Below are 11,933 nucleotides of genomic sequence, written 5' to 3'. Positions count from 1 at the left end.
TATCGTTGTAGTCAACGTCTAGCACTTTAGGGAACTCTTTAGGTAAAACTATCCCCATATCATGCAGCACCTGTAAAGTCTCACTGCATAAGAGTCCCATATCATCTTCTAGTGGGTATGTGATATAGCCTGTTTCAGCACTCATTTGGGCCATGCCTGCAAGATAGCCAGTCAGTTTCGCCCACTTTTCTGCGTTATCCAGAGAACCAGCCCAAAGAACCAACCAAGGATTATTTTCACCTATCCCAGTGATTTTTCTGAATTTATTTTCCATATCAGGTGACATATATTCACCTTTCTTCCATTTACTTACCTGACCTGGCGACACTTCGAGGCGAGTAGCCAACTCCCTTTGATTACAATGTAAGGCTGCTAATGCCAGCTGTACAAAAGCTTCACTATTCATCTTATGAATCCCTTCTGTCATTTAAATTTAGTAAACCATTTAAAAAAGTTAGTAAATATAAATTATCAGAAGTTGATGTACGAAGCTAGCAAGTAAGAAATTTTTTTGCGTTTACCATAAAAAAATCCGAAGTCAGCAAACCAACTTCGGATTAAATTAGTTTAAAGTCAATTAATTATGAAATCAGGCGGCGGCGAACGGCGTGTGATGGTGATCCGGCTTCTGTTTCTTCAGCAGCATCAGCAGGTAAACCAGCGCCACGGCGGCGATCATCACGAATAGCACGCGGTCGGAATAGTTTTGCATCAGCAACGCCGTCATCGACGGCCCCAGCAGGCTGCCGATGGTGTAACTCATCAACAGCGCCTGGTTCATCGCCACCAACTCGTGCGGCAGCGCCTTCTCGCAGGCCCAGGACATCGCCACCGGGTACAGGGTAAAGCCGGCGCAGCCGAGGATGAACAGCGAAGGCGCCATGGCGTAGTTGCCGAGCATCGCCACGCTGGCGAGGATCACCACGAACACCTGAATGCGCAGCACCAGCAGGCGCCCGTAACGATCGGCCAGGCGCCCGACCGGCCATTGGCCGACGATGCCGGAGCTGACCAGCAGCGCCATCCAGTAACCGACGTTGGCGTCGCTCATGCCCTGATGGGAGAGGTACAACGGCATCAGGCCGTATAGCGAACCGAGCACAATGCCGGAAATGATGCAACCGTTGATGCCGAGGCGCGCGCTGCGGCGTCTCAGCATGGTCCATACCGCCGCCTGCTGCGGCTCGTCTTCATGGCGGTTGACCCGCGCGAACAGCATCGGCAGCATGGCGCTGATCACAATGGCGGTCACCCACGGCACCACGTGCAGCAACTCGGTCGAGGTCATGCTCAACAGCAATTGGCCGGTCACCGTACCAAGGTAATAAACGATCATATAGGCCGCCAGCAGCTGGCCGCGGTTGCTCAGGTTGCCGCTGCGCAACAGCGCGCTCTCCACGATCACCCAGATACAGGCGCAACCGACGCCGGCGAAGAAGCGCCAGCCCAGCCAACTCCAAAAATCGATCGACAGCACCATGCCGGCAGTCGCGGCGGCGAACACCAGACAAGAAAGATGATAGCTGCGGGTAAAACCGACGCGCTGGATCAGTTTGCCCGCCACCAGCGTGCCCAACAGGTTGCCGCTGAAGTAAGAAGAGCTGACCATTCCCACCTGCCAAGTCGACAGCTGAGCATGGGTTAACCAAAGGGGCACTAACGTATTCAAAACGGCAATGGATACCGTGAGCAGCAAAAGGCCGCAGAGCAATAAGAGCACTGGGCGGGAGTATGCGGACATAGTGAAATTGTGACCGAACGCGCAATGAGAGTGCGCGCATCATGCCACTGGCGATAAAAAAGTCAATCGCCTCTTATCATTGCACCGCACGATTTGTTTCCGGCTAACCGGCTGAAAAAGCGCTATGCTCAGCGCAGAGCGAATTTGACGATGGAGAGGCAAGATGAGTCAGGCAAATGATGCGGCGGTAGAGGCCCTGCTGGCGGACATCGGCAGCACGCAAGGTGACCTGCTGGCCATTGTGCAGCAGGTGCGGCGAATCGCTGCGGCGAGCGGCAACGGCGTCACCGAGTCGGTCAAATACGGCGGCATCATGTTCTCGCATAGCCAATTTTTCTGCGGCGTTTTCGCCTATCGCCACCACGTCACGGTGGAATTCGGCCACGGCTATCGGCTGGCAGACAGCCATAACCAGCTCGAAGGCAGCGGCCAGTATCGGCGACACATCAAGCTCCACTCGCCCGCCGAGGTGAAAAGCAAACATCTGGCGGACTACCTTCAACAGGCTTATACGCTGGCGCCAGACTGAATTCTCGACATAAAAAAAGCGCCCGCAGGCGCTTTTTTCGTGGTTTGCCGTTTAGCCGATATATTCCAGGCCGCCCATATAAGGACGCAGCACTTCAGGCACCTGAATGCGGCCGTCGGCCTGCTGGTAGTTTTCCAGCACCGCCACCAGCGTACGGCCAACCGCCAGGCCGGAGCCGTTCAGCGTGTGAACCAGACGCGGTTTCTTGTCGGCTTTGCTGCGGCAGCGCGCCTGCATGCGACGCGCCTGGAAATCCCACATGTTGGAGCAGGACGAGATCTCGCGGTAGGTATCCTGCGCCGGCAGCCACACTTCCAGATCGTAAGTTTTGCACGCGCCGAAGCCCATGTCGCCGGTGCACAACAGCACCTTGCGGTAAGGTAGGTTCAGCAGCTGCAGCACTTTTTCCGCGTGGCCGGTCAGCTCTTCCAGGGCATCCATCGAATCTTCCGGACGAACGATCTGCACCATCTCGACCTTGTCGAACTGGTGCATGCGGATCAAACCGCGGGTGTCGCGGCCGTAAGAACCGGCTTCCGCGCGGAAGCATGGCGTGTGTGCGGTCATTTTCAGCGGCAGAGTTTCCTCTTCCACGATCTCGTCGCGCACCAGGTTGGTCAGCGGCACTTCCGCCGTTGGGATCAGCGCGTAGTTGCTGCTGTCGGCTTCTTCTTCCAGCGGACGGGTATGGAACAGGTCTTCGCCGAACTTCGGCAGCTGGCCGGTACCGTACAGCGTGGCGTGGTTAACCAGGTAAGGCACGTAGGCCTCCAGGTAGCCGTGCTGCTCGGTGTGCAGATCCAGCATGAACTGGGACAGCGCGCGGTGCATGCGGGCGATTTGCCCTTTCATCACCACGAAGCGCGAACCGGTCAGCTTAACCGCGGCGGCAAAATCCAGCCCGCCGGCCATTTCGCCCAGATCGACGTGATCGCGCACCGCGAAGTCGTACTGGCGCGGTTCGCCCCAGCGGGCAACTTCCAGGTTTTCGCTGTCGTCTTTACCATCCGGCACGGCGTCGTCCGGCAGGTTAGGCAGCGTCAGGGCGTAATCGCGGATCTCGCTCTGCAACGCATCCAGCGCCGCCTTGGCGGCATCCAGCTTGTCACCCAGCTCGTTCACTTCGCGACGCAGCGGCTCGATGTCTTCCCCACGCGCTTTGGCCGCGCCGATGGATTTCGATCGGGAGTTGCGTTCCGCTTGCAGCGTTTCAGTTTCTACCTGCAGAACTTTGCGACGTTCTTCCTGCGAACGCAGCAGATCCAGATCGAGTTTAAAGCCTCGGCGAGCCAGTTTGACGGCGACTGCGTCTAGCTCATTACGCAGCAGATTGGGATCGAGCATGCTAATCCTGTGCTTGTTGTTATTGAAAGAAGTGTTGTTGTTCTATGCGGCTGATTTATAGCCGCATAAAAGAAGAGTGATACCCGCTAACCTTACCGCAACGGCCTCGCTAGCGGTAGCGTTTTGTCGGGCTATTTTGATCCTGCTCAGCCAGCCATGCCAACTTTTCGCCGATTTTCCCTTCCAGCCCGCGCGAGGTCGGTTGATAGTAGCGCGTATGGGCCATTTCGGGCGGGAAATAGTTCTCGCCGGCGGCGTAGGCGTTGGGTTCGTCGTGGGCGTAGCGGTACTCCGCCCCCAGCCCCATTTCCTTCATCAGCTTGGTCGGTGCGTTGCGCAGGTGCTCCGGCACGTCATAATCGGCCTGCTCTTTGGCGTCGCGCATGGCGGCCTTGAACGCGGTGTAGACCGCATTGCTCTTCGGCGCGCAGGCCAGGTAGACGATCGCCTGCGCGATGGCGCGTTCGCCCTCCGCTGGCCCCACGCGGGTGAAGCAATCCCAGGCTGCGATCGCCACCTGCATGCCGCGCGGATCGGCGTTGCCCACGTCTTCAGAGGCAATCGCCAACAGACGGCGCGCCACGTAAAGCGGATCGCCGCCGGCGGTAATGATGCGCGCATACCAATACAGCGCGGCGTCCGGCGCCGAGCCGCGCACCGATTTATGCAGCGCGGAAATCAGATCGTAATAACGGTCGCCCTTATTGTCGAAGCGCGCGCTGCGCTCGCCCGACACCTCTTTCAGCAGCTCCGGCGTCAGCACCCGCACGCCTTTGGCGTCCAACTCCGCCATGTCGGCCATCATTTCCAGGCTGTTCAGCGCCCGGCGCGCGTCGCCGCCCACCAGCTCCGACAGAAGGCGGCGCGTTTCCGCCGGCAGCTCGATATTCTGGCCGCCAAAGCCGCGCGCCTTGTCGCCCATCGCCTGATCCAGCACCTGGCCGATATCTTCGGCGGTCAGCGCCTTCAGCAGGTAAACGCGGGCGCGGGACAACAGCGCCGAGTTCAGTTCGAACGACGGATTTTCGGTGGTGGCGCCGATAAAGGTGATGGTGCCGTCTTCGATGTGCGGCAGGAAAGCGTCCTGCTGGCTCTTATTGAAGCGGTGCACTTCGTCGACGAACAGGATGGTGCGGCGGCCGACGTCGCGATTTTGCCGCGCCCGCTCGATTGCCTCGCGGATTTCCTTGATACCGGAGGTCACGGCGGAGATCCGTTCGACATCCGCCTGGCCGTAACGGCCGATCAGTTCTGCCAGCGTCGTCTTCCCGGTGCCCGGCGGCCCCCATAAAATCATCGAGTGCAGTTGCCCGGCCTCAATGGCGCGCGGCAGCGGCTTGCCGGCGGCCAGCAGGTGCTGCTGGCCGATATACTGCGCCAGCGTGGTCGGCCGCATACGCGCGGCCAACGGCTGGAACTCGTTCTGGGAAAAATCGAGCGACAGATTATTACTCACTTGCACCTCACTGGCGCTGGTCGTCCAGCGTCACCCCCTTCGGCGGGGTAAATTTGAATTTGGCCGGATCGGCGGCGACGTTCTGCTGGCTTTTCAGCGTGTAGGAACTGCGCTGGCCGTCCTGCTCCACCGCGGCGAAGCTGCGGATGGTGCCGCTGTTGGTCACGCTGATGGCGAACTGCTTCAGGTTGCCGCTGGCGGACTTCGGCGTCAGCTCGAAATCATCGCCCTTTTGCTTCACGTTGTACTGTTTCCAGTCGCTGGCATTATTGCGGGTGATCAGCATAAACGGCGTATTGCCGGTGGCGTTCTTCAGCCAGGTCGCCGTCACCTGCTCGACGAACGGGTTATAGAACCACAGGGTTTGGCCATCGGAGACCAGCACGCTCTCATCGGGTGACGTCATGTGCCAGTTGAACAGGTTCGGCCGCTTCACCCACAGCTCGCCTTCCCCCTGTTGCACCGCGGCACCGTCGGCGCTGGTCACGGTTTGCGAGAAGCTGGCGTGGAAACTGTTCACCTTCGCCAGGCGACTTTGCAGATCCTGTGCGGCGTCGGCCAGCACGGAGGTAGAAGCGAATCCCGAAAGCAGACAGCAGGCAACTAACAGTTTTTTCATTATTCCAGATACCTTATGAAATGCGTTAACCGCAGGGCGACGCCGTGCGGGTCAAATCAACCCTTTACCCCGTTACTTTACCCGAAGCCGGCGATCGGCCGGTAGGCCAATGTTCCGAGAAGAAACGGGTTTACGCTTCTTTGCACAAGGGCCGCTTAAGCGGCCCTTTCTTATTGAATTGCAATGGCTAAACGACCATCAATCGTGCCGCGGCGGCGCCAGCACCTCGCGGTTGCCGTTGTGCCCCTGCTCGCTGACGATGCCCTGCGCTTCCATCTGTTCGATGATGCGCGCCGCGCGGTTATAGCCGATACGGAACTGGCGCTGCACGCCGGAGATGGAGGCGCGGCGTTTATCCACCACGAAATCCACCGCCTGGTCAAACAGCGGATCCAGCTCTTCGTCGCCGTCCATACCGCCGCCGGCACCGCCCTCGCCGTCTTCGCCGCCGCTGAGAATGCCCTCTTTATATTGGGGCCGCTCGCGCGCTTTCCAATCCTTGACCACCGCGTGCACTTCCTGATCGCGCACGAATGCGCCATGCACGCGCACCGGAATCGAGGAGTTCGGCGCCAGATAGAGCATGTCGCCCATACCCAGCAAGGACTCGGCGCCCCCCTGATCGAGGATGGTGCGGGAGTCGATCTTGCTCGACACGGTAAAGGCGATACGCGTCGGGATGTTGGCCTTGATAAGACCCGTGATCACATCCACCGACGGACGCTGGGTCGCCAGCACCAGATGGATACCCGCCGCACGCGCTTTCTGCGCCAGGCGAGCGATCAACTCTTCGACCTTCTTGCCGACCGTCATGATTAGATCGGCGAATTCGTCGACCATCACCACGATGTACGGCTCTTTCTCCAACACCGGCGGCGTGATGTCCATGCTGTCGGTCGGCTTCCAGAACGGATCCGGGATCGGACGCCCCATCGCTTCGGCCTGATCGACGCGCTCGTTGTAGCCGGCCAGGTTACGCACACCCAAGGCAGACATCAGCTTGTAGCGGCGTTCCATTTCCCCCACGCACCAACGCAGCGCGTTGGCGGCGTCTTTCATGTCGGTGACCACATCGGTCAACAGGTGAGGAATGCCTTCGTAAACCGACAGCTCCAGCATTTTCGGGTCGATCATGATAAAGCGCACTTCTTTCGGCGTGGCTTTATACAGGATGCTCAGGATCATGGCGTTGACCCCGACCGACTTACCGGAACCGGTGGTACCGGCGACCAGCAAGTGCGGCATTTTGCCCAGATCGGCCACCACCGGCTCGCCGGAGATGTCCTTACCCAATACGATGGACAGCGGCGACGGGTTGTCACGGAAGGCCGGGCAATCCAGCACTTCGCGCAGATACACCGTTTGCCGCTTGGCGTTCGGCAGCTCCAGACCGACGTAAGGCTTGCCAGGGATCACTTCTACCACGCGCACCGCCGACGTCGACAGCGAGCGCGCCAGATCGCGTGACAGGTTGGAAATGCGCGCCGCTTTAACGCCCGGCGCCAGATCCAGCTCGAAGCGGGTGATGACCGGCCCCGGCAGGATGTCCACCACGTCGGCTTTCACGCGGTAATCGGCCAGGCTGGCCTCCACCAGACGCGCCTTCTGTTCCAGCGCGAAGGAGTCGACCGGTTCTACCTCTTTCGGGGCCTCGGTCAGCAGATCCAGCGTCGGCAGCGGCGTGGTCGGCTTCTGCAGCGGCTGATCGTTGCGCATCAGGAACGGGTGAATCAAGCTGTCCATCGCCGGATGCTGCTCGGCCTGAGTTTGCTGAGGCTGCTGCTGCACCGGTTGCTGTGGCTGCTGATATGGCTGCGACGGCTGTTGATACTGCTGTTGCTGCGGCTGCTGGTATTGCTGAGGCTGCGAGTGCGGTTGCTGAGGTTGGGCAACCGGCGCCGCAGGCTCAAACTGGCCGAACGGCACGTCGTCCTGTTGCTCGCTTTGCTGTTCAATGCGCTCTTCAAGCTGCGGAGACAGCGTGAACATCGGCTCGCTCGGGCCATCATCCACCAGATCCGCCATCGGCGAGAAGCTGAAAGCATTGCGGGTATCGACCGGGCTGGCGGCCGGCGCTTGCGGAGCAGGCGCTTGCTGGCCGTAGCGCGCCTGCTGCTGCTCGGCGAACGCCTGGCGCAGCGCGGCCTCTTGCAGCGCCTCTTCGTCGTCCTGTTGATAGCCTTCGCCGTAGCGTTGGTTCTGCTGCTCAGCAAACGCCTTGCTCAGCTCGGCTTCCTGCAGGGCGCTCTCGTCATCTTGTTGCTCCGGCGCGTAGCTTTCGCCGTAGCGTTGGCTTTGCTGCTCGGCAAACGCCTGACGCAGCGCGGCTTCCTGCAGCGCCTCTTCTTCCTGCGGGCTCACCGCCGTCGGCTGCTGAGGATCCGCCTGGCGCTGTTCCTGCTCGGCCGCACGCTGCGAAGGCAGCTTGATGCCGTAAGAAGCCAGCTCGCGACGGGTCGGGATGCGCACCGGGTTCGGCCGCGGCAGCTCAGGGCCGATGCCCTGCTTAACCTGCGGATTGCCGTCGCTGGTGGCCGTGAAGGCCGGCATGAAGGTCGCCGCTGCGGCGCCCGCAGCGGCAGCGGCTGCCGTATCCAGCTGTGGCTTGGCGCCGGTAGCGCTGAAACCACCCGCTCCGCTGACGTCGGCGCTGTCGCGCTGCGCGGCGGTAAAATCAAAGGGAGAACGCGCCGGCGGCTGCGGCGCAGCCGGCTCTTGCCAATTGCCGAGACGCGGCTCATCGTCATCCTGATAAGGATCGACAGGACGCGTCGCCTTCGGTACAGGCGTTTCTTCCGGAATTTCGAAGGAGTACAGCGGCGGCGTGGCGTCTTGCGCCGGGGCGCTCACCGGGTGCTGATTGACCGAGGCCGGCGCGGCCGGCGCCACCGTTACCGACGGCGCCTGAGCGGCGATCGGCGCTGCAACGGGCTCGTGGATCGCTGCCTTCACCGCCGGTGCAGGCGAAGCCGCCGGCGCGATTGGCGCGGCGTCTGCTTCAACCTCACCATCGTCGGCTCGCAGGCCGCTGAGCAACGGATCGGCGGCGTCTTCCGCCGCCTCTTTGGCGCTTTCGGTGACCGAAGGCGCGGAGAACAACACGTCGTCATCGGCGGCCGCGGCTCCGGCGGCGGTCGCGGCAACCGCTGCGGCGGCGCCCTTCCCTGCCTGCTCAGGCTCGTCGTCAACGTAACGCTCGTCATCCTCGAAATAACGCGCTTCGCGACGCGAACGGTTGGTCATGAAGGTCGCGACGCCCAGCACCGCCCCGCCGATCTTCTCGGCGATCACCAGCCAGGACCAGCCGGTAAACAGCGTCAGCCCCGCCGCCCACACGCACAGCAGCGCCAGCGTGGCGCCGATGCCGTTGAACCATGGCAACATGGCGTTGCTCAGCAGGCTGCCGATCACGCCGCCGGAAGCGAAGTAATAGAGATCGTCAACGTTCAGCGCCGCCAGCCCACAGGAGGTGAGCACTAACGCCAGGGTGCCGATCAGGCGCAGGGAGAGCGCGAAATAGTCGACGTAGTCTCTGTTGGCCCGTTGGCGATAGGCCGCCCAGCACAGAACCAGCATGATCGGTGGTATCGCGTAGGCGAGCACCCCGAAGGTGAAGAACAGCGTGTCGGCCAACCAGGCCCCAACACCGCCGCCCAAGTTGTGAATCGGCTCATGCCACGCGGTCTGCGACCAGCTTGGGTCAGACGGGTTGAAACTGACCAGCGCAGCCATGAGGTAAACGGCAAAAATCGCTACCACGATAAGCACAGCCTCCAGCAAACGCCGGCCACTGCTGAGTCTTTTCAGGGTAACTTCTTTATCTTCTGTATATTCCTGGCTCAAGAAAGGCTCTCCAGGTTCCTGTTAGCTGACATAGCAACAGCGCCGAGAAGCTTCCCCGGCGCCGAAACTGTATGAATAAACAGGAGTGTAACCAATTTAATCAGGTTTTGCACCTGCACCTTACCGTGTTTTGATAACCAGACGGTTACTCTGTTTCACTTCTTCCATCACTACGTAGGTACGGGTGTCGTTGACCCCCGGCAAACGCAGCAAGGTTTCGCCCAGCAGTTTACGGTAAGCCGACATATCCGGTACGCGGGTTTTCAACAGGTAGTCGAAATCACCGGAAACCAGATGACACTCCTGAATCTCTTCAAGCTTCTGCACTGCCGAGTTGAATTGCTCAAACACATCCGGCGCGCCGCGGTTCAGCGTGATCTCCACGAAAACCAGCAGGGACGCATCCAGATAATGCGGGTTAAGCAATGCGGTATAGCCATGAATGAAACCCTGGCGCTCGAGACGGCGCACGCGTTCCAAACATGGTGTCGGGGATAACCCCACGCGCTTCGAAAGCTCGACGTTCGAAATACGCCCATCCTTCTGCAGCTCATTCAGGATGTTGCGGTCGATACGGTCAAGATCTTTACCCGGGCGTTTCTTGTTGTCTGCCATTATTATTGTCTCTCTTATTTTCTTCCGTGCACTTGCCACACCCTAGCCAACGTCAATGTGTAAGGGTTCGTTCCAAGCGAAGACCCGATGCCTGTCATATGCTTCTTCACTACCATCATTCCACGCCGCGCAGCCTGTCTGTCCAACCCCGCGCGGCGCCGGTAACGACGTTAAGGTCGAGAAAAAATCAGCAAACGCTTGCGCGCCCTGCTCCGCACATCCACCGCGCATTGCCGCCTCGCGGCGCAAATACGTACGATTTGCTGGTGTTACGGGGATAATTTCTTCTTCCTATGATGTTTTCGCAAATGCGCAGCGGATTGTCAAAGTAAAAGAAGCAAAATCAGAACAACGTACCGTCACGAAAAGTCTGCATCCCATTTTTGGTTATGAATCGCTGGCAGATAAACCCCGGCAGGGAGCGGCCTAAGTCGCAGAATGCGCCGTTTTTGCGCGCTTGGCGATTCAGCGGCCTAATGCGACTTTGATAAGGTAAATTTCTGCGTTCGGCGTACGATTTGCCGACAGCGGGTGCATTAATAGGCGACAACTATCATACAAATCGTTAACAACGTCGCCCGGCGCTTTTTTTACTGCGTCATTTTCCCTACAATCGGCTTCATTGTCCGCCATTGTGGAATAAAGAGGTTATTCATGGGCACGGCTAAACATAGCAAATTACTGATTCTGGGCTCCGGCCCGGCCGGTTACACCGCCGCCGTTTACGCGGCGCGCGCCAACCTGAGCCCGGTGCTGATCACCGGTATGGAACAAGGCGGCCAGCTGACCACCACCACTGAAGTGGAAAACTGGCCGGGCGACGCCGAAGGCCTGACCGGTCCGGCGCTGATGGAGCGCATGCGCGAGCATGCGGAGAAGTTCCAGACCGAAATCGTCTTCGATCACATCAACAGCGTCGATCTGCAGCAGCGTCCGTTCCGCCTGTTCGGCGACAGCGGCGAATACAGCTGCGACGCGCTGATCATCGCGACCGGCGCCTCCGCCCGCTATCTTGGCCTGCCTTCCGAAGAGGCCTTCAAGGGCAAAGGCGTTTCCGCCTGTGCGACCTGCGACGGCTTCTTCTACCGCAACCAGAAAGTCGCAGTGGTCGGCGGCGGCAACACCGCCGTTGAAGAAGCGCTGTACCTGTCCAACATCGCCGCCGAGGTTCACCTGATCCACCGCCGCGACAGCTTCCGCTCGGAGAAGATCCTGATCGATCGGCTGATGGAAAAAGTGAAAAGCGGCAACATCGTGCTACATACCGACCATACGCTGGACGAAGTGCTGGGCGATGAAATGGGCGTGACCGGCGTGCGTATCCGCAGCACCAAAGCGGAAAACGAAACCCGTGAACTGGAACTGGCCGGCGTGTTCATCGCCATCGGCCACAGCCCGAACACCGGCATCTTCGGCGGCCAGCTGGAGCTGGAAAACGGCTACATCAAAGTGCAGTCCGGCATTCACGGCAATGCGACCCAAACCACCATCCCCGGCGTGTTCGCCGCGGGCGACGTGATGGATCACATCTACCGCCAGGCGATCACCTCCGCCGGCACCGGCTGTATGGCGGCGCTGGACGCGGAGCGTTACCTGGACGGCATCGCCGGCGCAGAAGTCTGCTAAAACGTTCTCTTCATCAGCAAAAAGCGGCTCTCGAGCCGCTTTTTTTGTTGTAAGCCTTAAACCACCTCCTAAGGAGGTGGTGATTGAACCTGTGAGGCTCTAGCCTGAAGGAAACCCATGCCGGAATATTCCAGCTTACTCACCACAAGTAAGAAGGAAA

Annotated in this window: 8 protein-coding genes and 1 pseudogene; 2 read left to right on the top strand and 7 right to left on the bottom strand. The window is 59.7% G+C overall.

Features of this window, described 5'->3' with window-relative positions:
• Together ACJ8IN_RS24310 and ACJ8IN_RS24305 are read right to left on the bottom strand one after the other, a co-directional pair.
• Positions 1-406 (bottom strand): annotated as a pseudogene (locus ACJ8IN_RS24310) (XRE family transcriptional regulator); the annotation flags it as partial.
• A 183-nt stretch (positions 407-589) separates the two neighbouring features.
• Complete coding sequence (locus ACJ8IN_RS24305) at positions 590-1,741, bottom strand: MFS transporter (RefSeq protein WP_442519552.1); 1,152 nt, start codon at positions 1,739-1,741, stop codon at positions 590-592.
• A 163-nt stretch (positions 1,742-1,904) separates the two neighbouring features.
• On the opposite strand from ACJ8IN_RS24305, the gene ACJ8IN_RS24300 reads away from it, so the two are divergent.
• A complete protein-coding gene (locus ACJ8IN_RS24300; RefSeq protein WP_060427873.1) occupies positions 1,905-2,270 on the top strand; it encodes a DUF1801 domain-containing protein in 366 nt (121 codons plus the stop codon).
• Between the two features lie 51 nt (positions 2,271-2,321).
• On the opposite strand, the gene serS is transcribed toward ACJ8IN_RS24300, so the two are convergent.
• From serS to lrp, 5 genes are all read right to left on the bottom strand, one after another.
• Positions 2,322-3,614, bottom strand: a complete 1,293-nt coding sequence (gene serS, locus ACJ8IN_RS24295; RefSeq protein ID WP_033637847.1) for a serine--tRNA ligase — start codon at positions 3,612-3,614, stop codon at positions 2,322-2,324.
• A 109-nt stretch (positions 3,615-3,723) separates the two neighbouring features.
• Positions 3,724-5,010, bottom strand: coding sequence for a replication-associated recombination protein A (locus ACJ8IN_RS24290; protein WP_060421749.1), 1,287 nt, complete (start codon positions 5,008-5,010; stop codon positions 3,724-3,726).
• 67 nt (positions 5,011-5,077) lie between these two features.
• Positions 5,078-5,689, bottom strand: coding sequence for an outer membrane lipoprotein chaperone LolA (lolA, locus tag ACJ8IN_RS24285; protein ID WP_019454555.1), 612 nt, complete (start codon positions 5,687-5,689; stop codon positions 5,078-5,080).
• Positions 5,690-5,887: 198 nt separating this feature from the next.
• A complete protein-coding gene (locus ACJ8IN_RS24280; protein ID WP_060421660.1) occupies positions 5,888-9,532 on the bottom strand; it encodes a DNA translocase FtsK 4TM domain-containing protein in 3,645 nt (1,214 codons plus the stop codon).
• A 120-nt stretch (positions 9,533-9,652) separates the two neighbouring features.
• On the bottom strand, positions 9,653-10,147 hold the full coding sequence (gene lrp / locus ACJ8IN_RS24275) for a leucine-responsive transcriptional regulator Lrp (RefSeq protein ID WP_004928318.1): 495 nt from the start codon (positions 10,145-10,147) through the stop codon (positions 9,653-9,655).
• 654 nt (positions 10,148-10,801) lie between these two features.
• On the opposite strand from lrp, the gene trxB reads away from it, so the two are divergent.
• Complete coding sequence (trxB, locus tag ACJ8IN_RS24270; RefSeq protein WP_033637844.1) at positions 10,802-11,773, top strand: thioredoxin-disulfide reductase; 972 nt, start codon at positions 10,802-10,804, stop codon at positions 11,771-11,773.
• Positions 11,774-11,933: the final 160 nt, after the last annotated feature.

The organism is Serratia sp. CY31944 (assembly GCF_052169175.1).
Classification (GTDB): domain Bacteria; phylum Pseudomonadota; class Gammaproteobacteria; order Enterobacterales; family Enterobacteriaceae; genus Serratia; species Serratia sarumanii.
The sequence above is the reverse complement of the archived record's forward strand: the minus strand, read 5'-3'. Positions and strand labels throughout refer to the sequence as shown.

What these genes read in the sequence shown, in the direction of transcription:
- ACJ8IN_RS24305 (WP_442519552.1), bottom strand. Translation starts at nt 1,741, where the DNA reads ATGTCCGCATACTCCCGCCCAGTGCTCTTATTGCTCTGCGGCCTTTTG.
- ACJ8IN_RS24300 (WP_060427873.1), top strand. Translation starts at nt 1,905, where the DNA reads ATGAGTCAGGCAAATGATGCGGCGGTAGAGGCCCTGCTGGCGGACATC.
- serS (WP_033637847.1), bottom strand. Translation starts at nt 3,614, where the DNA reads ATGCTCGATCCCAATCTGCTGCGTAATGAGCTAGACGCAGTCGCCGTC.
- ACJ8IN_RS24290 (WP_060421749.1), bottom strand. Translation starts at nt 5,010, where the DNA reads ATGCGGCCGACCACGCTGGCGCAGTATATCGGCCAGCAGCACCTGCTG.
- lolA (WP_019454555.1), bottom strand. Translation starts at nt 5,689, where the DNA reads ATGAAAAAACTGTTAGTTGCCTGCTGTCTGCTTTCGGGATTCGCTTCT.
- lrp (WP_004928318.1), bottom strand. Translation starts at nt 10,147, where the DNA reads ATGGCAGACAACAAGAAACGCCCGGGTAAAGATCTTGACCGTATCGAC.
- trxB (WP_033637844.1), top strand. Translation starts at nt 10,802, where the DNA reads ATGGGCACGGCTAAACATAGCAAATTACTGATTCTGGGCTCCGGCCCG.